The 24,659-nt window shown below is 37.1% G+C and carries 24 protein-coding genes and 1 pseudogene; 20 read left to right on the top strand and 5 right to left on the bottom strand.

The window, feature by feature from the left end:
• The first annotated feature begins 208 nt into the window (after positions 1 to 208).
• Positions 209 to 694: a C40 family peptidase gene (locus R6U77_RS01695; protein WP_293926912.1), complete on the top strand. Its 486-nt coding sequence runs from the start codon at positions 209 to 211 to the stop codon at positions 692 to 694.
• A 207-nt stretch (positions 695 to 901) separates the two neighbouring features.
• Here R6U77_RS01695 and R6U77_RS01690 read toward each other — a convergent pair whose 3' ends face one another.
• Both R6U77_RS01690 and secA2 read right to left on the bottom strand, forming a co-directional pair.
• On the bottom strand, positions 902 to 1,810 hold the full coding sequence (locus tag R6U77_RS01690; RefSeq protein ID WP_293926906.1) for an accessory Sec system S-layer assembly protein: 909 nt from the start codon (positions 1,808 to 1,810) through the stop codon (positions 902 to 904).
• A 1-nt stretch (position 1,811) separates the two neighbouring features.
• Positions 1,812 to 4,181: an accessory Sec system translocase SecA2 gene (secA2, locus tag R6U77_RS01685; protein ID WP_319837174.1), complete on the bottom strand. Its 2,370-nt coding sequence runs from the start codon at positions 4,179 to 4,181 to the stop codon at positions 1,812 to 1,814.
• Positions 4,182 to 4,467: 286 nt separating this feature from the next.
• On the opposite strand from secA2, the gene R6U77_RS01680 reads away from it, so the two are divergent.
• Positions 4,468 to 5,511 (top strand): glycosyltransferase family 4 protein, encoded by a 1,044-nt coding sequence (locus R6U77_RS01680; RefSeq protein WP_293926900.1) that lies wholly within the window; start codon positions 4,468 to 4,470, stop codon positions 5,509 to 5,511.
• 200 nt (positions 5,512 to 5,711) lie between these two features.
• On the opposite strand, the gene R6U77_RS01675 is transcribed toward R6U77_RS01680, so the two are convergent.
• Positions 5,712 to 6,788, bottom strand: a complete 1,077-nt coding sequence (locus tag R6U77_RS01675; protein WP_319837173.1) for an LCP family protein — start codon at positions 6,786 to 6,788, stop codon at positions 5,712 to 5,714.
• A 199-nt stretch (positions 6,789 to 6,987) separates the two neighbouring features.
• The gene (locus R6U77_RS01670; protein WP_319837172.1) at positions 6,988 to 7,623 is read right to left on the bottom strand and encodes a YigZ family protein; all 636 of its coding nucleotides are present in this window, start codon (positions 7,621 to 7,623) and stop codon (positions 6,988 to 6,990) included.
• Positions 7,624 to 7,928: 305 nt separating this feature from the next.
• Between R6U77_RS01670 and R6U77_RS01665 the strand changes: the two genes are divergently transcribed.
• The 14 genes from R6U77_RS01665 to csrA all read left to right on the top strand — a co-directional run bounded on the left by R6U77_RS01665 (position 7,929) and on the right by csrA (position 19,182).
• Complete coding sequence (locus R6U77_RS01665; protein WP_319837171.1) at positions 7,929 to 9,083, top strand: sensor histidine kinase; 1,155 nt, start codon at positions 7,929 to 7,931, stop codon at positions 9,081 to 9,083.
• A 31-nt stretch (positions 9,084 to 9,114) separates the two neighbouring features.
• Entirely contained in the window at positions 9,115 to 9,789 is a 675-nt protein-coding gene (locus R6U77_RS01660; RefSeq protein WP_293926892.1) for a response regulator transcription factor, read from the top strand.
• Positions 9,790 to 10,147: 358 nt separating this feature from the next.
• Positions 10,148 to 10,669, top strand: coding sequence for a DUF4440 domain-containing protein (locus R6U77_RS01655; protein ID WP_319837170.1), 522 nt, complete (start codon positions 10,148 to 10,150; stop codon positions 10,667 to 10,669).
• 194 nt (positions 10,670 to 10,863) lie between these two features.
• Positions 10,864 to 11,706: a DegV family protein gene (locus tag R6U77_RS01650; protein WP_319837169.1), complete on the top strand. Its 843-nt coding sequence runs from the start codon at positions 10,864 to 10,866 to the stop codon at positions 11,704 to 11,706.
• A 146-nt stretch (positions 11,707 to 11,852) separates the two neighbouring features.
• Entirely contained in the window at positions 11,853 to 13,262 is a 1,410-nt protein-coding gene (locus R6U77_RS01645) for an ATP-dependent helicase ComFA (RefSeq protein WP_319837168.1), read from the top strand.
• On the top strand, positions 13,228 to 13,824 hold the full coding sequence (locus R6U77_RS01640; RefSeq protein WP_319837167.1) for a ComF family protein: 597 nt from the start codon (positions 13,228 to 13,230) through the stop codon (positions 13,822 to 13,824). Before R6U77_RS01645 ends, R6U77_RS01640 begins: the two co-directional genes overlap by 35 nt.
• Positions 13,825 to 13,888: 64 nt before the next feature.
• On the top strand, positions 13,889 to 14,302 hold the full coding sequence (locus R6U77_RS01635; RefSeq protein WP_319837166.1) for a TIGR03826 family flagellar region protein: 414 nt from the start codon (positions 13,889 to 13,891) through the stop codon (positions 14,300 to 14,302).
• A 193-nt stretch (positions 14,303 to 14,495) separates the two neighbouring features.
• Entirely contained in the window at positions 14,496 to 14,756 is a 261-nt protein-coding gene (gene flgM, locus R6U77_RS01630; protein ID WP_293926875.1) for a flagellar biosynthesis anti-sigma factor FlgM, read from the top strand.
• A gap of 27 nt (positions 14,757 to 14,783) precedes the next feature.
• The gene (locus tag R6U77_RS01625; protein WP_293926872.1) at positions 14,784 to 15,278 is read left to right on the top strand and encodes a flagellar protein FlgN; all 495 of its coding nucleotides are present in this window, start codon (positions 14,784 to 14,786) and stop codon (positions 15,276 to 15,278) included.
• A 56-nt stretch (positions 15,279 to 15,334) separates the two neighbouring features.
• Complete coding sequence (gene flgK / locus R6U77_RS01620; protein ID WP_319837165.1) at positions 15,335 to 16,915, top strand: flagellar hook-associated protein FlgK; 1,581 nt, start codon at positions 15,335 to 15,337, stop codon at positions 16,913 to 16,915.
• Between the two features lie 39 nt (positions 16,916 to 16,954).
• A complete protein-coding gene (gene flgL, locus R6U77_RS01615) occupies positions 16,955 to 17,875 on the top strand; it encodes a flagellar hook-associated protein FlgL (protein ID WP_319837164.1) in 921 nt (306 codons plus the stop codon).
• A gap of 57 nt (positions 17,876 to 17,932) precedes the next feature.
• A complete protein-coding gene (locus R6U77_RS01610) occupies positions 17,933 to 18,499 on the top strand; it encodes a DUF6470 family protein (protein WP_319837163.1) in 567 nt (188 codons plus the stop codon).
• A gap of 17 nt (positions 18,500 to 18,516) precedes the next feature.
• Positions 18,517 to 18,960: a flagellar assembly protein FliW gene (gene fliW, locus R6U77_RS01605; RefSeq protein ID WP_319837162.1), complete on the top strand. Its 444-nt coding sequence runs from the start codon at positions 18,517 to 18,519 to the stop codon at positions 18,958 to 18,960.
• Positions 18,961 to 19,182, top strand: coding sequence for a carbon storage regulator CsrA (gene csrA / locus R6U77_RS01600; protein ID WP_319837161.1), 222 nt, complete (start codon positions 18,961 to 18,963; stop codon positions 19,180 to 19,182).
• A 177-nt stretch (positions 19,183 to 19,359) separates the two neighbouring features.
• Here the strand turns inward: csrA and R6U77_RS19820 are convergent.
• Positions 19,360 to 19,880: pseudogene (locus tag R6U77_RS19820) on the bottom strand (ISL3 family transposase).
• Positions 19,881 to 20,786: 906 nt separating this feature from the next.
• Here R6U77_RS19820 and hag point away from each other — a divergent pair.
• The 4 genes from hag (at position 20,787) to R6U77_RS01580 (ending at position 24,656) form a co-directional block, all read left to right on the top strand.
• The gene (gene hag, locus R6U77_RS01595; RefSeq protein ID WP_319837160.1) at positions 20,787 to 21,599 is read left to right on the top strand and encodes a flagellin Hag; all 813 of its coding nucleotides are present in this window, start codon (positions 20,787 to 20,789) and stop codon (positions 21,597 to 21,599) included.
• A 75-nt stretch (positions 21,600 to 21,674) separates the two neighbouring features.
• Entirely contained in the window at positions 21,675 to 22,487 is an 813-nt protein-coding gene (locus R6U77_RS01590) for a flagellin N-terminal helical domain-containing protein (protein WP_319837159.1), read from the top strand.
• A gap of 100 nt (positions 22,488 to 22,587) precedes the next feature.
• Positions 22,588 to 24,309 carry a motility associated factor glycosyltransferase family protein gene (locus tag R6U77_RS01585; RefSeq protein WP_319837158.1) on the top strand — a complete coding sequence of 574 codons (1,722 nt, stop codon included), beginning with the start codon at positions 22,588 to 22,590 and terminating at the stop codon, positions 24,307 to 24,309.
• The gene (locus R6U77_RS01580; protein ID WP_319837157.1) at positions 24,306 to 24,656 is read left to right on the top strand and encodes a hypothetical protein; all 351 of its coding nucleotides are present in this window, start codon (positions 24,306 to 24,308) and stop codon (positions 24,654 to 24,656) included. Before R6U77_RS01585 ends, R6U77_RS01580 begins: the two co-directional genes overlap by 4 nt.
• Positions 24,657 to 24,659: the final 3 nt, after the last annotated feature.

Genomic DNA, 24,659 nt, shown 5'->3' with positions numbered 1-24,659 from the left:
TGTGATACATTAAAATGCGAAATGCTGATGAAAAAGATGTTTAAACGTTGATATAATAGGGTATAAGTGAAAGTCGTTATTTAATACAGTGTTTTGTAAGTGTAACTGTATTGTTACAGAACTGTAATGTTACAGCGTGGTAACTCATGATACTCTAATAACAGTTAAATTAACAGAAAATTATTGCCTGTGTGGAGGATTATCATTAATGAGTTATAACAAAATTTTACGCAATACATTATTAACATTTTTAGCGGCATTAGCTATTTTCTTATCACCAATCGGAGAAGAGAAAGCCGCGGCTGCAGACTTTACTTCAAGTAATTTTAAATCAACAGCTCAAAAATATTTAGGTGTACCTTATTCATACGGTGGTACTTCAACAAGAGGATTTGACTGCTCTGGTTATGTTCGTACTGTATTTAGCGATCTTGGTGTATCATTACCTCGCACTTCATCATCTATGTATGGTGTAGGGACAGCAGTTAGCCAAAATGACTTAATCCCAGGTGATTTAGTATTCTTTAATACTTCAGGAAGCGGTATTTCTCACGTAGGTATCTACTTAGGTGGCGGCAAGTTCATCCACTCTCAAACAAATATCGGTGTAAGTGTTACAGATATTAACGATAAATGGTATTGGGGAAGCCGTTATGTAGGTGCTAAACGTGTTGCTAATGTTTCATTTGAATAATACGTACTCTATACATACTAAAATACACAGTTAACAAAGATTGATACGTGAGAAATGGCTCACGTGTCGGTCTTTTTTTATTTTTCTTTACTGAACAACACATTATCCAATGTATGTGGCGTATGCTAAAAATATACAATGCTAGTTGTTTAAATATTTTATCCGAAAAAAAGCCCTGAACAGTTACAGTTCAAGGCTTTTCATTAATTATTCCTGTGGTACACGCGCTGTCCAGCGAGAGAGGTCGATGCCTTTAACATCTACTAGCTGGGCGGGGAAAATGAATGTCCATGGCTTTGTTGTATTAGGTTGTACTGTTAATACAGGCTCTAGCTTGAATGATCCCTTCGCTACTTGCTTGCCACGTGCGTCAATAATTTCAAGTGGTAGTTGTTCTAAATTAATCGCTTTGTCGTTTCCGTTACGAATAAAGATAGATACATGTAAGCTTTTATCATTTTGTAGCTTCGCCTGTAAGCCTGTGAAGTTGACTTCTGTTTTGCCAAGCTTCGGTAAGTCTTTCACAATTTTTTCTAAAGCCTCTTGTTGATCCTGTGGTAGTTGTTGTTTCCACGTTTCATCTAGGTCAAGCTGATGACCACGTAAAGAAATTAAATTGAAGGCGATTTTCCAGCCATCCTCTTTTGGTACTTCTTCAACGCCAGCTTCAATTGACGATTTATCAAATTCAAATACCCAAGGGCGAGCACTCTCAGCTGGTATCACACCTAAGTCTTGGAAATGGAATGTTTGAGATGCAAGACGCTTGTCATCTTTATCTAAAATAAGCAATTCGATTTCACCAAGCTCAATTGGCTCTGGCAATGAAGAACGGAAAAATACTTTGACATTCCATGCACCATTGCGTGGATTTTCTTCAATGTTGATCGCTGATAGTGATAATTGATTTGGCTTTAATGGCTGCAATTCATTTGCTAAGAAATTAAAAATATATTGTTGCTCTAACGGTACATTCCATTGTGGATGAAATGATAATTTTGTCACAACATCTCGGTCCTCGCCAGTTTGCTTCGTATCAGTTAACAATTCTTTTGAATCAACAGCGCTGTCTGCGCCTACTTTATCGCCTTTTTTAAAAAAATCGAATAAGCCCATTTTATAGTTCCTCCTGCTCTTCAATTGCTGAAATGTTTTTCATAAATGCTACAAGCTCTTCTACAATACTGCGGCGCAATTCTTGATAATTTTTACCGAATAGCTCTAAGCCTTCGCGTTGATAAATACGCATTGGGTCTTCCTGTTGATAGTGGCGTAAGCCAATACCTTCTTTTAAATGCGTCATTTGCTCTAAATGTTTTACCCATGTTGCATCAATATAGCTTAAAACGACTTGTGGTATAACGTTCATCACTTGCTCATTGCTTTGGAAGCTTTCGATAAAGTCACGTAATTCAAATACATTTGTATTCAATGAATCTAAAATTTTTGTTACTTTTGTTTCTGTACGGTCAAGTGTAGCAGGTGTTAATAATAGAGAATTGACTGTTTGCTCCATTTTATCGAAGTCCCATTCGATTGGATCAACTTCCTCTGGCGCATTATCACGAACGGCAAAGTCGACTGTTTCATACATCATACGTGTAATCATCGACAGTAAATCCTCACCAGCTAACACACGATTGCGTAAATCATAAATAATTTTACGCTGGTCGTTGATGACATCATCCAGCTTTAAGTTATATTCACGCATGGAGAAATGAGCACCTTCTACGATGCGCTGTGTACGATTGATTAGCTCAATTATGTCTTTATTTTCGATACGTTGAATTTCGTTTGTTACCATTTTTTTGCGGAATTTTTCCACGTCTTCTTTAGCGAAACGTTTAAACATATCATCTTCAATAGATAAAATAAATTGGCTTTCACCTGGGTCACCTTGACGACCAGAGCGTCCGCGCAATTGATTATCGACACGGCGGCTTTCATGCTTTTCTGTACCAATCACACAGAGTCCGCCAAGCTCCTCGACACCTTCACCTAAAACGATGTCAGTTCCGCGCCCCGCCATATTTGTTGCAACGGTAATGCGTCCTTTTTGACCAGCCTGTGAAATAAGCTCTACCTCTTGTTCCACTGTTTTGGCATTTAACACTTGATGTGGTAGGCTATATTTCTTTAAGTACTGAGATACTTTTTCAGATTGTAAAATAGAAGTTGTACCGATTAAAACAGGCTGTCCTTTTTCATGACGGCGCAACGTTTCCTGTGCAACGTATTCATATTTTGCATCAGCTGTTTCAAAGACAATATCCGTTTGGTCAACTCGTTGACGTGGTCGATTTGTCGGAATTTGAATGACACGCATATCATATACTTCTAAAATTTCTTTTTCCTGTGTTTTTGCTGTACCCGTCATTCCTGACAACTTCGGATACATACGGAAATAGTTTTGAATTGTAATTTGTGCCTGCGCTTTATTTTCTTCTGTGACTTCTACGCCTTCTTTTGCCTCAATTGCTTGATGCAAACCATCAGATAATGTGCGACCTTCCATAATGCGGCCAGTAAACATGTCAACAAGCTCAATTTTGTTGTCGCGTACGATGTAATCAACATCGCGCTCAAACATCACATGTGCACGCACTGCTTGAATCACATAGTGGTAAAGTGTTTGATGCTCTAAATCATAAAGGTTGTCGATAGCGAATGCTGCCTCGACCTTTTCGATTCCTTGCTCTGTTAAAGATGTCGCCTTTGTCTCATCATCGAAATCATAGTCCTCATCTTTCACAAAGCGTTTTGCTAGCATCGCAGCGATACGGTGCAATTCTTCGTTTGCAGACATTTTACCCGCAATAATTAAAGGTGTTTTTGCCTCATCAATTAATACGGAGTCCACTTCATCAATAATTGCGAAATGATATGGACGTTGCACTTTAGCGGCAATCGAATGTGCCATATTATCACGTAAATAGTCGAAGCCAAACTCTGTACCAACACCGTATGTGATATCAGCATTGTAGGCATCCTGCTTTGCACCTTGCTCCATCATCGGTACATTTAAGCCAACTGTTAGACCAAGGAAGCGGTGAATTTGTCCGATTAATTCAAAGTCGCGCTTTGCTAAATAATCGTTGACTGTAATAACATGCACGCCTTTTCCTTCTAGTGCCCTTACATAAGAGGGAAGAGAGGCAACTAACGTTTTCCCTTCACCTGTAGGCATTTCTGCGATATTACCTTCAGTTAATACTAAGCCACCGATTAATTGCACATCGAAGTGGCGCATATTTAAAATACGTTTAGACGCTTCACGAACAACAGCAAATGCGTCAGGGATAATTGCTGTAATTTCTTCGCCATTTTCTAAGCGTTCTTTAAATTTGAAAGTCATACTTTGTAGTTCTTCATTTGACATTGCAGCATATGTTGCTTCAAGTGCATTAATTTGATCTACAATTTTATAGTATCTTTTTAATTCGCGAGCACTTGTTTGCTCTTTCGTTCGTTTAAAAATTGAGAACATTTTATTACGCTCCTTTAAAGTTGTCTCCTTAAAATAGCTAGTAGACACTAGACTATTCTATCAGAAATTCAGCTATATTACTACTTATGGCTGTATGAACAATCACTACGAAGCGAAGGAAAAGGTATAGTTTTCACCAAATTGCAGATAATATACAGTAATTTGAGAGAGAAAAGCTATATTTTGTCTGTTAAACGTGTTATAATTATCGTGGTTTATCGTGTTTCAGTTAAAATTAACTGAGCAATTGAACAAATGATGACGATTAAATTTAAGGAGGAGAGACATGATTTACGTGTCTTTAATTGTCGCATTTATTGCGGCTATTGTACTAACTCCACTTGTGAAGCGTTTAGCCTTTCGAATTGGTGCTGTCGATGCACCAAACTACCGTAAAGTGCATGCGAAAATTATGCCACGATTAGGTGGACTAGCCATTTTTGGTGCTTTTTTAATCGGCGTAGCTGTGCTGAGACCAGAAAGTGAGTATACGCTAGCGATCATTTTAGGGGCAGTTATTATTGTTGCAACAGGTGTTGTAGACGATATGTATCAAATCTCTGCCAAAGCTAAAATGCTTGGGCAAATTGCAGCAGCAGCAGTTATCGTATTTGTTGGCGGTATTGATATTGATTTCATCAATTTACCATTCGGTGGTATTTTAGATTTTGGCTTTTTAAGTATTCCTCTTACAATTATTTGGATTGTGGGTATTACGAATGCCATTAACTTAATTGATGGACTTGATGGCTTAGCGGCAGGTGTTTCGACAATTGCTTTAATTACGCTTGCAGGAATGGCCTTCAATATGGGAAATATGTTTGTACTTGTGATGGCAGCTATTTTAGCAGCAAGCACAATTGGTTTTTTATTTTACAATTTCCACCCAGCGAAAATTTTTATGGGTGACACAGGCGCATTATTTTTAGGCTTTATGATTGCTGTTTTCTCACTATTAGGATTTAAAAATGTAACAGTAATTTCATTTATTATTCCTGTTATTATGTTAGGTGTACCGATTTCTGATACATTTTTCGCCATTGTACGTCGCGCGCGTATGAAGAAAAAGTGGTCTGATCCAGACAAATCACATTTACACCATCGCTTAATCGATATGGGCTTCTCGCATCGCCAAACAGTATTAATTATTTACGGTATTGCAAGTATGTTCGGCCTAGCAGCAGTTATTTTCTCAATGTCCACGGTATGGGGAGCGATTTTATTAGTAACCGTTATTTTAGTGGCAATTGAGCTGTTTGTCGAAATTATCGGATTAGCAGGGAAGAACTACAAACCATTGTTGAATTTAGTACGTATTTTTAATAAATAATTTAAAAAGGTGTCCGAAAAGCGGTGTATTAAACCGCTTTTTGGACACCTTCTATATTTTGCTGAAATGTTAGCCGATTTATAGTAACTCTTTTTGTATCAAAACTCTCGCCTTTCTAGATGAAGATATTCAGCCAATCTTCTGGACAGAGGCATAAAAAAGGCTGTAAGGCACGTTAATGTGCTTTACAGCCTTATGTTTTATTGTTGACCTGACGTTGTTGTCGTTTCTGATTGTGTTTGCTCTGAGCCGCTACCAGCTAATGATGAGCCATTTGAAGCATTAATTCCTGCTTCAGTTAAACCAAGATGGCTTTTTAAAATCTCTTGTGTTTCGCTTAAAGATTGTTCATCTAATTGATAGTAATAAATACCTGTCGACATATCATCATAGCCTTCTACTGTGATTGAGTCGATGCGAGGAACACCTTGTGTTAAATAACTAAAGAAGCCCTTCATTTCTTTAAATGTCATATTTGTTTTCATGTTTGCGCCAACAGCATCAATCAGCTCATCATATTTTGTAATTGAGGATACAGAAGCAGCTTGCTGTGCAATTGCCTTTAAAATTTCTTGCTGGCGTTTACCTCGTTCCATATCGCTATCAAGCTTACGCGTACGAGCTAAAGCTAAAGCTTCGCGCCCATTTAAATGCTGTAAACCAGGCTGTAAATTAACTGTATTGCGATCAAATTCATCCTTTTCAAGCATTGCGTATGGGACCTCTGCCTCGATACCACCAAGTGCATCCACAACATCGATAAATGCGTTAAAGTTCATACGAACATAATAATCAACAGGGATATCAAATAATTCTTCTACTGTTTCAATTGTTGCAAGTGTGCCACCAAATGCATGCGCATGTGTAATTTTATCTTTATAGCCAACATGAGGGATATAAACATAAGAATCACGAGGGATGCTTAAAAGCTTTACTGTTTTTGTCGTTCTATTTAATGTAGCGAGTAATAGCGCATCTGAACGCGAGCCTTCTGCCCCTTGTCCACGCTTGTCGCTATCGTCAATTCCGATAAATAAGACGGATACATTATCTTGTATCGGCTCAACCTTCACTTCTGTAGGTCGCTTTGTCGAAGTTTCGCCACGTTTTTCAATTGGCTCGTATGCTTGGTCAGCTGCATGCTCTACTTTTTTTGTTAAGTACATACCATATGTTGTTACACAGATTAAGAGAGAGGCGGCTAAAATTAAAGTTATTTTAAGTGCGAGAGAAAGCTTGGAAGACTTTTTCTCTTTTTTATTTGAGCGTTTCATCATCATTCTCCTCTAATTAGGAATATATCATTTGCCTATTTTGATACAGTAGAAAATGCTTATCTTTTAGTAGATAAATACTTTGTTCAACGAGTATCGGTGAAGCGAAATCTAGATACAATTACAGTAAAGCGTAATTGATATGTGAATTTACAATACTATTAATTATACTATGTTACGAGATAACAGTAAACGGAAAAGTTTAAGCTTGGATAAATTCGACAAATTCCTTATCAGTACAATCGATCGTTGCTTGTCCATTTGTTAATTCAGTTATCCACTCGATAAACGTAGCTTCCTCATCCTTTAAAACATGGACAAATACTTCAACGGCATCTGCATATTGGATTTCCTTTAACGTATAATGTGAATTGCGTACTTCATTCTCTACTTTACCTAGCCATGTATAGTCAATTGACACTCGCATTAAATGGTGTAATTTGCGCTCTACAACTTGTGCAGCATCAATGCCTTCTGTTGTAGCTTTTCCGTAGGCGCGAATTAATCCGCCACCGCCAAGCTTAATTCCACCGAAATAACGTGTGACAACAACAACCGTATCTTTTAAGCCTTGTTTTTTTAATACTTCTAACATAGGAACGCCTGCTGTACCACTTGGTTCCCCATCATCATTCGCTTTTTGAATATTATCGTGCTCCCCGATTAAATAACAAGAGCAATTATGCGTAGCAGAAGGGTGCATTTTTTTTATTTTATCAATAAAATCGATTGCCTCTTGCTCAGTTTCAGCGCGCTCAACATAAGCGATAAAGCGCGACTTTGAAATGACCATTTCTCTTTCTCCATAGCCTTTTACAGTTGTATAATCTTTGCGCATTCCTTTTCCTCCTTGTAGTGCTAGAAAATAATAAATTTCTGAGTAAGCATTTAAATAAAATATAAAACAGTACGATAAATAAAAAGTAAGATTTATTTTTTTAACTCTTCCTATAAAATGCCTTTAAGTATAAAATAATTTTCATAGTAGTTAGTGCGGAAAGCTACTATGTAAGTATTATTTACATGTAAAGGCGGAAATTTCTAATTTAACCGAGTAAAGCGTTATTGTTTGACAATGTTCATTGACTATATGTAAAGTTTGAGTCAGTACATATAGATGTCTAGTGAGAATGGGGAGATTTTGTGTTTTTAAATGAGAAATTTGATATCGCCTCACTCGATGTTATTTTTAATCGCATGCTTGAAACAATTATGAGCTCTAAAAACGATATATTTATTATAAGTGAACAAAGTCAACGTAACTTCGAAGAAATGCAAAAAGAGTTAGCTGCTATTCGAGAAGAAATAGCAATTATAATCGATGAAGCAGATTATTTGGAAAAAGCTACGCAACAAGCAAAACAGCGTCTTGTCGTAGTGAGTAAATCATTCAATACGTTTACCGAAGAGCAAGTGCGTGAAGCATACGAAACAGCGAACAGCTTCCAAATTAAATATTTGCTCGTTCAAGAAAAAGAAAAACAATTACGTGAACGCCGTGATGATTTGGAACGACGAATGAAAATACTCTATGATACGATAAAACGAGCTGATCAAATTGTCAATCAAGTAAATGTTGTAGTTAATTATTTGACATCCGATTTAAAGGATGTGGGGCAGGCGCTAGAACAAGCCAAAATTAAGCAGGATTTTGGCATTAAAATCATAGCGGCACAGGAAGAGGAGCGCAAGCGTTTATCGCGTGAAATCCATGACGGTCCTGCACAAATGATGGCAAATGTATTAATGCGCTCCGATTTAATCGAGCGAATTTATCGAGAAAAAGGTATGGACGCTGCTATACAAGAAATAGCACATTTAAAATTAAATGTGCGTGAGGCATTATCAGAGGTACGTCGTATTATTTACGATTTACGTCCAATGGCATTGGATGATTTAGGTATTGTGCCAACGTTGAAAAAGTATTTATCAACGGTTATGGAGTATAATGAAGGTGTTTATATTCATTTTCAAAATTTTAATCAAGAAAAAAGATTGGATTCAAATTATGAAGTAGCAATATTCCGTTTAATACAAGAATGTACGACGAATGCAGTTAAGCATGGACGCTGTACGGAAATATCTGTAAAGCTAGAATGGCTGAAACGTTCTATCAACGTTAGCGTCAAAGATAATGGTGTAGGTTTTGACCAAGAGCTGATAAAGGAGCAATCATTCGGTATTATCGGAATGAAGGAACGTATTGATATTTTAAATGGAGAAATGAATATTCGCAGTGAAATGGGAAAAGGCACACTTGTAACATTTAAGATACCTTTTCCGACTAATGAAATATAGTATATAGGCGATGAATTAGGGGGACATATTTATGACGAAGATTGTAATTATAGATGACCATCAACTTTTCCGTGAAGGTGTAAAGCGAATTTTAGATTTTGAGGATACCTTTGATGTAATTGCTGAAGGTGACGATGGCGCAGATGCAGTAAACTTATACCGCACAAGTGCACCAGATGTTGTATTAATGGATATTAATATGCCGGGAAAAAATGGCGTAGAGGCGACAAGCGAGCTACTTGAGGAATTCCCAGAGGCAAAAGTGATTATGTTATCGATTCATGATGATGAATCATATGTAACGCATGCTTTAAAATCAGGTGCGCTAGGCTATATGCTGAAAGAAATGGATGCAGATGAAATTGTGGAGGCAATTAAGGTAGTAGCAAACGGTGGTTCATACTTACACCCGAAGGTAACGAAAAATTTAGTTGCAGAATTCCGCCGTTTATCTGAGCATGAAAACAACGGTAACTTCCACCAAACAGAAATTCGCCGTCCATTCCATTTACTAACAAAACGTGAATGTGAAGTATTACAGCTTTTAACGGACGGGCAAAGCAACCGCACAATCGGCGAAACGCTTTATATTTCTGAGAAAACAGTAAAAAACCACGTATCAAGCATTCTGCAAAAAATGAATGTAAACGACCGTACACAAGCAGTTGTGACAGCCATTAAAAGCGGCTGGGTAGAGGTACGTTAAAAATTTTAACTAGTTGCTTCGTTTTGAATGAAGCAACTAGTATTTTTTTTAGGAAGATTTGTGACTGAATTAGGGAAAATGCAAATAAAATTTGAGAAGCCGCAAATAAATCGGAAAAAGCGCAAATAAATTCGAGAAGTCGCAAATAAATCAGAGAATCCTATAAATAAAACGACAAAGATTTTATAGAAATCACCCTTGTCAGTTCAAAAAACTGAATGCCACTATGTTAAGCCATAATTATTTTGAAATCAAGATGAAACCTCCAATGAACTAGTACGTCTATATGAGACGAAATATCAAATAAGCAGATATGCATAAGATATGCTACAATATGTGCGCAGGAGGTTTTGAAGAAATGAAAAAATGGTTGATTATGCTAATGGCTGTATTAACATTAGCAGCATGCGGAAACAAAGAAGAACCGTTAAGCGCAGAACAAACGGCTGAAATAATTGAAGAGGGTACGGTTGGCTTTGAAATGATGGGTGACAAAATTGAAGAAGCTGCGAATGTACCGGCAGAAGAGCGCGATAAAATTATCGCTGTTTTCAATGAATATATTGCATCATTTAATGATGAGGATATGGAGCGCTATAGTGCGACACTTTCTCAAAATGCCACAGGCTTTGATTATGAAAAGGATTTAGTTGAGGCGCAAAAAGCCTTTGATGCATATACAATCAATCGTCAGGCAAGCGATATTACGATTGTGAAATATGATGATCATGAAGCGCAAGTGTATGCGAACTTAGACATCAATATGATAGAGGATGAAACGGATACAGAGCTTTCAAGCAAAGGTCGCCAAGTTACCGTCCTAGTAAATGAAGATGGAGCATGGAAAGTAACAAGCGTGTTTTATATTGGTAATGAATAAGCGAAAGTTTAATTTTATGTTCCACTTTTTAGCTACATAAGGTAGAATTATGTTGATTCAGTGTAAAATGTCCCCATATTTATTGAATCAACATAAGCCTCTGGCGGATGTCACAGATTTCAAGCATGCTTGAAAAAATCTGGGCGCAATTGCGCTAAGGCGTAATTGATGATAGTAGAGGAGTGGAAGTATTAATGAAAATTGCAATTGTAACGGATAGTACAGCCTATTTAACAGAAGAGGAACGCAGTCGCTATAATATTCATATGATTCCTCTAAGCGTTAATTTAGAAGATGGAGTCTATGAGGAAGAGGTCGAAATTACAGCCTCTGAATTTTATGATAAAGTGCGAAACTCTAAAGTTTTTCCAAAAACAACACAGCCCCCAGTTGGCAAATTTGTCGAGCTATTTGAACAGCTTGCTAAAGACTATGATGAAGTCATTTCCATTCATTTATCAAGCGGTATTAGTGGCACATTCAGCGGTGCAGTACAGGCTGGTAATATGGTTGAGGGCATTAATGTCACAGCTTTTGACAGTGAAATTGCTTGTTCACCACAAGGAATGTACGTATTAGAGGCAGCGAAAATGGTGGAACAAGGTGCCACTGTAGAAGAAATTATCGCACATTTAGAAAGCATAAGACCGACATTAGGAGCTTATTTTGTTGTTGATGATTTAGCACATTTACAGCGCGGTGGTCGTTTATCAGCTGCTGCAGCATTAATTGGTGGCTTGCTTCAAGTGAAGCCTGTGCTCCACTTCGTTGATAAAGTTATCGTGCCATTTGAAAAAATTCGCACGCGCAAAAAAGCGCTACGTCGTGTTGAAGAGCTATTAGCTCAAGCGATAGAGCAGCATGGTGATTTGCAAGCAACTGTTATCCATAGCAACTGTGAGGAAGAAGCAGCTGAATGGATGAAACAATTACAGGCAACGCATCCAAACGTTAGCTTTAAACTAAGCTACTTCGGTCCAGTAATCGGCACACACTTAGGTGAAGGTGCATTAGCGGTAGGCTGGCTGAAAAAATAATGATGAATTGAGTGCCTGGAAGCTATTTTTCCGGGCATTTTTTAGCATTCGCCAATAAAACGTGTAAAAGCGCCAATAGAATCCACAAATCCGCCAATAAAACTTACAAAAGCGCCAATAAACCCATAAAGGAGATGATCCATCTATTGAAAAGAACAAAAAAAGCGCATTACAAAGGCTTTCTTCTCAATTTTCAAATTGCTAACTTTATGGAAGGACGTATCATGCGTCATGAAGACTTACCTTACTCCCCAGACTTAATTGATAACTATATAAAAAGAGGCTTATTTATCAAGCATGAAGCCATTTCAATGACAAAAAAACTACTGAAAAATCATTATCGCTGCAATCGTTGTCTCAACACAGAACAAGCAAAATTTATTCATTATCATTGTGCTAAATGTGAGCGAATTTGCACATACTGTCGCCACTGTATCACAATGGGGCGTGTAGCGAGTTGTACACAGCTCTTCACATGGAATGGATCTCACAAACGCAATATCAAAAAGCATCAACTTCATTGGACAAGCACACTGACAGAATTGCAGGCAAAGGCATCCGAGCAGCTTATCGAAAGCGTTGCACAAAAACGTTCGCATCTCCTGCATGCAGTTTGCGGATCTGGAAAAACAGAAATTCTTTTTCTTCCTATATACGAGGCGCTACAACAAAATTTACGTGTCTGTATCGCCACACCACGCACAGACGTAGTATTAGAATTAGCTCCAAGACTACGAAAAGTACTACCATCGACAACAATCCATGAACTATATGGAGATGCCCCAGCACAACAAGGCTATGCACAGCTCATTATTGCAACAACACATCAGCTCTACCGTTTTCACGAAGCCTTTGATGTCATGCTAGTAGATGAGGCAGATGCCTTTCCATATACATTTGATCAGTCATTGCAAAAAGCTGTCTTAAAGGCAAAAAAAGCAGACGCTCCAATTGTTTATGTGACAGCAACACCTTCACCGCAGCTTTTAAAACAGCGACAAGGGTACTCCTTTATCCCAAAGCGCTATCATAACCATCCATTACCTGTCCCACGCTTGCAAACATTATTTCGCTACAGACAGCAAATTCAAAAGGGCAAGCTCCCTAAAAAACTACAGCAATGGGTAGAGCGATGTATCACTAGAAAACAGCCCTTTCTTATCTTTTTCCCGACTATTAACATGATAGAGCAAGCATTGCCATTGTTTTGTGAAAATATTTTAGGCGTCCATGCAGAGGATCCACTGCGTAAAGAAAAAGTGTTGCAGCTACGCAATGGAGAAATCCATGGCTTACTTACGACGACTATTTTAGAAAGAGGCATTACAATTGCAAATTTGCAAGTAGCAGTTGTTGGGGCAGAAAGTGCCATTTTTACTGCAAGTGCACTGATTCAAATTGCGGGGCGTGTTGGGCGTAGCCGTGAATATCCGACTAGTGATATCGTCTTTTTTCATCACGGAATCTCGTTAGAAATGGATGAAGCTAAATCAGAAATTGAACGACTAAATGAGGTGGCATATGGACAAGGAAGTACACAATTGCTTACTATGTGAACGAGAGCTACAGCATGTGATAACATGGAAAACACTATTTGAACGTAGCTGGCCACCTGTCATTTGCGAAAGATGTGAGGAGAAATTTGAAAGAGCTCATTATGAAAAAGATGGCATCATAGCACTCTATCAGTACAATGATATGATGAAACAATTTCTCCACCAGTATAAATTTTCACAAGATATTGTTTTAGCGAAGGTTTTTCGTCAGAAGCTGTATGAATGTTTAAGCCATCGTCAAGAAACAATTGTGCCAATTCCGATGCATCCATTAAAAAAGAAAGAGCGCACATTTGCACATATTGATGAATTACTGCACGCAGCGGAAATCCCTTTTCAACATTTATTAGAAAAAACAACGATAGAAACACAGGTAGGAAAAAGCAAACAACAACGCCAGCAAGTAGCACCACTTTTTACTTGTAATAAGGAGCTAGAGATGAATCACTATATATTAATAGATGACATTTTGACGACAGGAACAACGATTGCGCATGCTAAAAAAGCACTGCTTGATGCAGGAGCACAAAGTGTAAGTGCTATTGTCTTAATAAAAGGATGACAAAATATTAATTATTTATTGTATAATGAAAGAAATGAAGCGAGGCATTTAGGAGGGAAATATTATGGCGGAGATTAGAAACTGTCCAGAATGCAATGAGTTTTTCAATTATACAGGCTTGCGTGACGTGTGCCATAAATGTGCACAAAAAGAAGAGGATTTATATCAAATCGTCTATCGCTTTTTACGTAAACGTGAAAACCGCGCAGCCAATGTGGAGCGCATTGAGGAAGCAACAGGTGTAAGCAAAGATTTACTATACAAATGGGTGCGTAAAGGGCGGTTACATCCAGCAACATTCCCGAATTTAGGCTATCCGTGTGACAATTGTGGACGTCTTACGACAACAGGCAAGCTTTGTGATAATTGCCAAAATGACTTAAAATCTGATTTACGTACATTCGATGCTGCAAAGGAATTCCGAGATAATATTGCCCAAGCTGAGCGAGGCACATATTTAGCTGACAAAAAGAAATAAAAACGACACAGGCGAAATCAACTGCGATTTTGCCTGTGTTATTTTTATCCCACGTTAAGCCTTGGAAAAAGGCGGGTGGTAACTGTCCGTAAAAACTCGATTGTTAGCTTTCACTTTATTACAATTATAGGCTAAACAATATTTAAACATTACCGAAATATAATGTAGAAGAACTTTGAGAGGAGGATGATGTATGAAAATCAATCCAATTAATTTAAAAGCAATCAATTCATATAAACCACAGCTACGACCTGTCAAACAAACAGAACAAGGCGCATCTTTTGCAGACAAAATTGAAATTTCTTCAGCCGCAAAAGAAATGCAAGTCACAGCTGATTACAATACAGAACGCGCAGTACGTGTACAGCAGCTAAAAGCCGATATTCAGTCTGGTGAATATAAAGTGAATGCCCGACAAGTGGCCGAGGATATGCTGAAATATTACCGTTTCTAAAATTTGCACTAAAGGAGCATATAACATATGTCAGTGCTAACAATACTGGAAAAACTAGAGCGTATGCACAAAAGCTTATTGGAGCTTGCGCTAAAAAAAACAGACATTATAAAAATAAATGATATAGCAGCGCTAGACGAACTCATTAAAACAGAGCAGGCACATGTAGCAGCAATTAACACGCTTGAACAACAGCGTCAGTTGATGGTAACGGATTACCTACGAGCAAAAGGAATTGCTTACACTGACACACCAACTGTAGCAGAGCTAATTGATGCTATCGATAGCGACGAGGAAAAACAGCAGCTAATCGCCACAAGAGACCGTCTGCTAACATTATTAACAGAGCTAAAAGCACGAAACGATTTAAACCAAAAACTGGTCTATCAATCGCTACAAATTATTAATATCCAATTAGAACCATTCCGACCACAGCGCTCCGATTCATTCAACTACTCAGGTGACGAAGTGCGCGGCCAAGCAAATCAAAGAAAAGTAACATACTACGACTCGCAAGCATAAAACGCTTGTAATATTTTATTACAAGCGTTTTTGCTTGAATTGATAGGAGGAACACTATGCGTTCAACATTCATGGGGCTAGAAGCAAGTAAATCAGGACTATTCCTACAGCAAACAGCGCTTTACACAACGGGACACAATATTTCCAACGCAAATACACTTGGTTACTCACGTCAACGTGTCAACATGCAGGCAATGCCAGGATATCCACATCCCGGTTTAAACTCACCTAAATATCCAGGGCACTTAGGTACGGGAGCTGAAGCACACTCAATTCAACGTATACGTGACGAATTCACAAACATTAAATACCGTCAAGAAACAAATAAGCTTGGCTATTGGGAAGAGCAAACAAAAGCAATTTCTCAAATGGAAGATATTTTAGCTGAGCCATCAGAGTTCGGAATTAATAAAGCCTTCGATAGCTTCTGGAAGTCGATGGAGGATGTCGTAACAGATCCAAAAGATTCTGCCGCGCGTCAAGTAATGATTGCTAAAGGCCGTGCACTTGCAGAGGCATTTAACTACTCGGATAAACAATTAAAAACAGTTCAAAGCAATATTGGCTCTGAAATTAATTCATCTGTTAGTACAGTCAATTCACTATTAAGACAAATTGCAGCAATTAACAAGCAAATCATGGAAGTGGAACCAAGCGGCTATGTAACGAACGATTTATATGATGCACGTGATGTGTTATTAGATAAATTAAATGAATATATCCCAGTATCAGTTGAGCGTGTTCATTCTGGAGGCAATGCAAGCGCGGTAGCAGAAGGTAGCTTAACAGTTACATACACACCAGTTGGTAGTTCTACACCAATTATTTTAGTACATGGTCGAGATGCAGCAGAAATTAGTGTAGTCAAAAATGGTGGAGTTCCACTAAATGGAGATACGCCACTTGACCCATTTGAAGCGATGCGTATTGACTGGCCAGCAGATGCAGTTACACAAAGTGATCCAGACAAGCTTTTATCGGGTGCTACGTTGCCAACAGGGGCATCATATGGCTATGACACTTTTGAAAAGGGAAAAGGGAAGCTACTATCCTTAATTAACTCATATGGTTATACAGACCCTGTGACAAATCAAGTAAAGGGGCTATATCCAGAAAATTTAGCGAAGCTTGATCAATTGGTAGCAGAATTTGTAACTGCTTTTAATACAGCACATCGAGCAGGCTTTGATATGAATGGAAACGCTGGTCTCGATTTCTTCGATGGCACAACAGCAGAAACTATCCGTGTACGAGATGGTATCCTGCCAGAAGAAGTTGCAGCAGCTGACATAGCAGGAGAATTAGGGAATAACAAAAACATTTTAGCTATCGCGAAAATGCAAACAGACCCAGCAAGCTATAACTTAGGTGGCGCAACATTCCAAGGCTTCTTCAAATCCTTAATCGGTGATTTAGGTGTTATTGGACAAGAGGCAACTCGTCAAGAATTCAACTCAGCTACACTACGTTTAACAATTGAAAATAAACGTGCTTCTGAAAGCTCTGTATCGCTTGATGAAGAAATGACAAATATGATTACATTCCAACAAGCCTACAACGCAAACGCACGTATGATTACAGTCGTTGATGAAACATTAGACAAAATTATCAACGGTATGGGACGAGTAGGTCTATAGAACAATACAAATAAGTAACTGAAGGAGAGGAGCAACAAAATGCGCGTTACACAATCAATGCTTTCAAGCAATATGCTTCGCAATTTAAATACAAGCTATGGCAAAATGGGCAAGCTACAAGAACAGCTATACACTGGTAAAAAAGTAAACCGCCCATCTGATGACCCGGTTGTTGCAATCAAGGGAATGGCTTACCGTACAGAACTTGATCGAACAGATCAGTATAAGAGAAATATTGGTGAGGCAAATAGCTGGCTGGATGCGACAGATGATGCACTTGGACAAGTTGGAGAAGCTTTGAATCGTGTGAAAGAGCTTGTTGTACAAGCGGCTAATGACACGAATACAGAAGATGATCGCAATAAAATGAAACAGGAAATTGAACAAATTCGTAATCACTTAAAGGATATAGCAAATACACAAATTGGTAATAAATACGTTTTTTCTGGTACACACACAGATATGCCATTGTATGAAAATGGTGTCGAAAATCCGGCATTGATAGGTGCAACAGGGCTTGATGAAGATATTGAAATTGATGTTTTCGAAGCAGTACGAATTAATGTTAATACACCAGGTCAACAGTTATTTCGAGATATAGATGATTTAATGGGGGATATAGCAGATGCTCTTGAAACAGGCTCTGTTAATAATAATGGTACGTATATAGGTGGTTTACTTGGAGATTTAGCTTCGGGCTCCAATGGAACTTTAGCAAATGCGCAAAATGTAGTCCTTGAAAAACGTGCAGATGTAGGTGCGCGCCAAAATCGAGTAGAATTAATGGAACAGCGTTTAGATATGCATGAAATCTCAACAACAAAGCAAATGTCTATGAATGAAGACACAGAATATGCTGGAACAATTACAGAGCTTGTTACACAAGAATCAATTCATCAAGCAGCATTGTCAGTTGGTGCAAGAATTATCCAGCAAACATTAGTAGATTTCATGCGATAAAAATACAAAGCGTTTGAACAATTTGTTCAAACGCTTTTGTTGAAAGGTGGGAAATAAATGCGATTACCACAAATTCAAATTCAAACAACAGATATTCAAATAGATTTACAAATTCATAAGCCTGTACAGCATATTGAGCAACCTAGAGCACAGCAATCTATTGCACAACCTGCGGCAACGTTAGAAATTCATACGAGAAAAGGTGAGCTATCAATCGATTCATCAGATGCCCGAAGAGATTTAGGCTATTATCCAACAGGTGAGATGATTAAGCGTTATGCACAGGAAGGTCATCAAGAAATGATGAAAGGAATTTCAAGGCGTGTACGTGAAGGACGACAGATGATGCTGAGTGCAGGTAAAGGGCAAGAGGGGGCTGTTATTCAACAAATTGCAGTACAAAATACAGGTCCAAAGCGCCCAGGGCCGTACAATATTAAATTTGTACCTTCAATTGGCTCAGTAAAAATAAAATATAAACCTGCGACAGTAGATGTAAATATCCAACGCAATCAACCAAACATTGACGTAAAGGTGAACAAGCCAATTCACGACTATACACCTGGTAAAGTAACGGGTACAATGATACAAAGACCACGTGTAGATATTGACGTTATTGGTTAAAAGGAGAGGGCATCAAAATGAATATTGAAACAAAATTTTTAGGGCAAGTGGAAATTGATGAACAAAATATTTTAACATTTGAAACAGGATTACCAGGTTTTTTAGATGTGCATAAATTTGTTCTCCTACCGTTAGATGCAGATTTACCATTAGTTGTACTACAATCAGTGGAACAGCAACAATTGGGCTTTGTGCTTGCGTACCCATTCGCTTTTAAAAAGGACTATATATTTGAAATTAGCGAAGAAGAAAAAATAGATTTGCAAGTTGAAGAAGAAGAGGATGTTATTGCTTATACAATCGTTACATTAAAAGAAACATTCTCAGAATCAACAATGAATTTATTAGCCCCAATCATCATTAATACAAAGAAAAAATTAGGAAAACAAATTGTTTTGCAGGATAGTAAGCGTTATCCTTTGCGTTATCCCATTGGATCGATGGAAGGAAGTGCTAAATAAATGCTTGTACTATCGAGAAAAACAGGTGAATCGATTATGATTGGTGATCAAATCGAAGTGAAGGTTCTAGCTGTTGAAGGAGATCAAGTAAAGATAGGCATTGTGGCTCCAAAAGCAGTAAAAGTTCACCGTGCTGAAGTATTTGAAGCAATACAGGAACAAAATAGAGAGGCATTAACATTCTCAAATGAACTGTTGAATAAACTTAAACGGAATAAATAATAGAAGCACACTTGAAATATTTTCGAGTGTGCTTCTATCTATTCATTAATGAAAATATATAACTGGTAAGCTTTATGAAATTAAAATTTAAAAATTCGGCTCTTCACCAAAACATGTGCTTGACTAAGAGCCGTATTCAATCCATTCTACATTGCACTCTAGTAAAATCGTTTCTTTCTAGTGTTGTAGGTGACGCGTGAAAAAGTGACGACGTTGTAGGGCTTTAATGAGGTTATTTTTCCCTTCCACTGCCGCATTGTTGAAACGTAATTGATGGTAATTACAGATTTCATCTTGCCAATTACGCATGGTTTGTAAACAGTCTTGCTCTTTAGGGTGCAGAATTTCTCCGACCTTGCGAAAGCCAGTGTTGAAAGCCTTTTTTGCTTGTTTATACGATGAACTACAATCATACCCGTCGATAAAAGCCTCTTTCCAACTGTAAACTTGTCGTATTGTAAAAGTCGTTTTAAAATCATCCGTTCTTCTATTGATAGCTGGTCATTTCGTTTTCCTAAAATACAAAAATATTGTTTTAAAGCCTTTTTCGCAAGGGCATTCAGCCTCTTTTGAACAGACTTTCGGACAGCTTGGAGTGCTTCTGTCACGTATCGATTCACATGATACCGATCGGCAATACGGATTGCTACTGGAAACCTCTTTTTAGCGAATGTATGATAAGCCTTTGCTAAATCCATTACGATGGTAATCGGTTTTAATGCGCAAAGGGTCACCTGTTAACTGAAATATGCCTCTAATTCAAATGTGGTTAATTATGGAGTGATATATAAAATGATCCATTTTTTCGTGCAAACCAGTATTGTGGGTATGCCCCTTGCAAATGGCGAAATCATCAAGTACAAGCACGAGATTTTGACAATAAGAGGCCTTGTGCTGACAGGCTTGTTGAACACGTGATGCTTCTTTCTTTTTCCAAGTTTTCATGATATGAGCTACCGTTGTTGCAGGGTTCCTGTTACACGCGCTGTATGTGTGATGGTTGCACCAATTGCTTGTTTTGGTCAAGTCGCTTCAAATGCCTTTGTATAGCGCTTTTTAGGTGCTACAAATGCGCAATGCCAGACGAAAGAAGCTGTGCACGCTTTACAAGATAGACGAATAGTAGGCAACTTTAAATAAACTCGACACCCAAAAGTATCAAAGTGACGGACTGTACGTCTATAACTTAATCCCTCGATGAATCGTTTGATTGGACTTGCAAACGAGACATGCTTGTTTCAATTCGATTGGCATCATGTTGATGAAAATCTGTTGGTCTATTTTTTCGGTTGCAGTAATTTTTAATTGTGGTAAATCCCATAAATCCTTGAAAGAATGAGGGTACATCTGTATACCTCGCTGTGTTGTTTGGTGGTACGCTCAACTTTAGCGGATACAGGTGTTTTTTGTATTTATTTTTAAGCAAGAACATATTTTGGCGTTGAGCCAAAAAAAATAATAAAATTTCTGAAAAACTATTAAACATTTAAAATCTTTTACGATATATATATTGTATGGCAGAGGTAGTACAAACTACTTAAACCAAACTCTCCCACACGGATGTGGGTTATACAAATCATAAAAATTCAAGGAGGAATTCTATCATGAGAATTCAACACAACATTTCAGCATTAAACACACACCGTAACTTGACATTTAACAATACTCAAGCTTCTAAAAACCTTGAGAAATTATCTTCAGGTTACAAAATTAACCGAGCAGGTGATGACGCAGCAGGTTTAGCAATTTCTGAAAAAATGCGTGGACAAATTCGTGGTCTTGATATGGCAACGAAAAATGCGCAAGATTCAATTTCTTTAATCCAAACAGCTGAGGGTGCATTAAACGAAACACATGCGATTTTACAACGTATGCGTGAGTTAGCAGTGCAATCTGCGAACGATACAAACGTATCATCGGACCGTGGTGATTTACAAAAAGAGGTTGATGCATTAGTTTCAGAAATCACGCGTATTGCATCAGATACAGAGTTCAATACTCAAAAATTATTAGACGGTTCTTTCAATGGTAAAGTATTCCATATCGGCGCTAACGCTAGCCAATCAATTTCTCTTTCTATTGCAAGTATGTCAGCAGGTGCATTAAGTGTATCTGGTGTTTCAATCTCAACACAAACTAATGCAAACACAGCAATTACAACTATTAATACTGCAATTACTACAGTATCAGATGCGCGTTCAAAATTAGGTGCTGTACAAAACCGATTAGAGCACACAATCAACAACTTAGGTGCAACATCAGAAAACTTAACAGCAGCAGAATCACGTATTCGTGATACAGACATGGCAAAAGAGATGATGGGCTTCACGAAGAACAACATCCTAATGCAAGCTGCACAATCAATGCTTGCGCAAGCTAACCAACAGCCACAAGGCGTACTTCAATTATTACAATAATAGAGTAGTGAATCCAAACTAATCCACATGGAAGTGGATTATACAAATCATAAAAATTCAAGGAGGAATTCTATCATGAGAATTCAACACAACATTTCAGCATTAAACACACACCGTAACTTGACATTTAACAATACTCAAGCTTCTAAAAACCTTGAGAAATTATCTTCAGGTTACAAAATTAACCGAGCAGGCGATGACGCAGCAGGTTTAGCAATTTCTGAAAAAATGCGTGGACAAATTCGTGGTCTTGATATGGCAACGAAAAATGCGCAAGATTCAATTTCTTTAATCCAAACAGCTGAGGGTGCATTAAACGAAACACATGCGATTTTACAACGTATGCGTGAGTTAGCAGTGCAATCTGCGAACGATACAAACGTATCATCGGACCGTGGTGATTTACAAAAAGAGGTTGATGCATTAGTTTCAGAAATTACACGTATTTCAACAGACACAGAGTTCAATACTCAAAAATTATTGAATGGTTCTTTTGATAGTAAAGTATTCCACATTGGTGCGAATGCAAGTCAATCTATTACCTTATCAATTGCTGATATGGGAGCAACTGCACTAAGTGTTGATACTGTTGCAATTACAACACAAGGTTCTGCAAATAGTGCAATTACAACAATCAATAATGCAATTACAAAAGTATCAGATGCGCGTTCAAAATTAGGTGCTGTACAAAACCGATTAGAGCACACAATCAACAACTTAGGTGCAACATCAGAAAACTTAACAGCAGCAGAATCACGTATTCGTGATACAGACATGGCAAAAGAGATGATGGGCTTCACGAAGAACAACATCCTAATGCAAGCTGCACAATCAATGCTTGCGCAAGCTAACCAACAGCCACAAGGCGTACTTCAATTATTACAATAATAATTTGCACAATAAAATTTTTAAAAAGAATCCATTCAATATTTGAATGGATTCTTTATTTTCTTTATTATTTACCGATATAGAAATGGAGGTGAGATACTTGTCAGAATATAAAATAGAATATATACAAGCTAAAGCAAATATTGATACGGTTATGGTAGATGGATATTTACTACATAGTAAGTATAATCCATTACAAGAAGCAAAAATGTTTGCTGAACGAGAAATAAATCAAGGATATGTGCATATTCTCTTTGGATATGGATTAGGCTATATAGCGAATGAGCTGATTAAATTGCTTGATGGAAAAGAAAAATTGATAATTATTGACCCATTATTTGATATTTTAGATAATCCTACTGTCGATTCAGCAGAATTTATTGTTATAAATTCGATAGATGAATTGGAAATAAAAAAATATTTATTAGCTACATTGGAGAATTATGAGCGAAAAATTAAAGTAATCTGCTCTCCAAACTATGATAAAATATTACAAAGTGAATATTTGGTATTATTGAAAATTATTAAAGATATCCAAAATACAAATATTGTTAATGAAAATACAATCAGGCTATTTAGTAACTTTTGGCAAGAAAATTATATCAAAAATTTATTGTTTATGAGTGAAGATGCTTCCTTAAAAGCATTACAGAATGCATATACATTACCAATTGTTATAGCTTCTGGTGGTCCCTCTTTAACGAAACAATTGCCGAAATTAAAAGCATTCTCATCTAAATGTATCATTATTGCAGCAGGCTCCACTATCAATTCATTACTAGCCGCAGATATAGAACCAGATTTTATAGTGACAATTGATGGTTCTGATGAAAATTATGTACACTTTAAAGATTTACACATAAAATCGGCTAAATTAATTTATTCTGTTGGTAGTTATTATAAAATTCAAGAAAATTTTAAGGGAGAACGGGTAGCATTTGTTCCTATGAAAGAAGAAAGGCTACAAAAATATATTAAAAATAAGTTTTCAACAGAAATTCCAATTATTTTTGGTGGAGGTTCTGTTGCCAATTTCGCTTTACATATTGCTACTCTGATAACCAGCGGACCAATTGCTTTTATAGGGCAAGATTTGGCTTATACAAATAATGAGTTTTATGCTAAAAACAACAAAAATCTTCAAATTATAAAAGAAGATGTACTGAATAAACGTGAGTTTATAGAAACAGAAGGTTATTATGGAGAAAAAGTATTCACAACGTACGAGTATCTACCTATGAAGGAAAGCTTCGAAGCTTTTATAAGAGCACGAATCTCTAACAATGAAATTTATAATTGTACTGAGGGTGGAGTGAAAATTAGTGGGATGAATCAAATCCCGTTTGATGAATTTTGCTTAAATAATAGTCGCACCTTAGATAAAAGCGAAAAAAATATCATAATCAATAAAAACAATCTGATAGGTTTATCAATGCTTATTAACGTTATGGGAAAAGAATTACGAATGTATAAAGAAATGAAGGCAGACATTAAAATTGCAATAAAAGAAGTAGAATCTACCAAAAAGACTGCTGCATTTTCTCCTAAAAACTTAAATACTTTGGAAAAAGTTGATAAAAAACTTAAAAGGAATTTTGAAAAGGTTATTTTAGAAAGAATTGCCGATCCACTTATTATAGATGTAATGAGGAATTTTATGCCTAGTGAAAATGAAACAAAGCTAGAAGCATATGAGAGAGTATATAAACAAAATTTAGCAATTTATACAGGGTTACTATATGTTATACACCAAACTGAGGCTTATATTGAAGAAATATTAGAGATGGCTAAAGCGCAAATGGAAAGGAAAGAAAATATATGAATAATTTATTAAGTGAAACGATAGAAAGTTATAATCAATACGTGGAAAAAATCCCTTCAGGTGCATTCTATATTGCAAATTGTTTACGAACTGATAATATCACAGAAGCACTTTCTGGTATTAAAGCATTTTCAGAAGGAGTTATATGGTTAATAGATGTTAAGGGCTTACTTAAAAAAAATCAAGTGAATGTAGAGTTATCTATAGAAAAGATACAGGAGTTTTTAATAGAGATAAATACAGGGCTTGAAATGCAGGACTATATACTAGTTGCAGATATGTTTGAATATGAAATTGCGCCTTTTTTTGAAGAGTGTATGTTGAATAAGGTAAGTAATATACAGTGAACT

Origin of the sequence: Lysinibacillus louembei (assembly GCF_033880585.1) — a bacterium.
Taxonomy (GTDB): domain Bacteria; phylum Bacillota; class Bacilli; order Bacillales_A; family Planococcaceae; genus Metasolibacillus; species Metasolibacillus louembei.
Note: the sequence above shows the minus strand (reverse complement) of the source record. Positions and strands in the feature narration are given on the sequence as shown.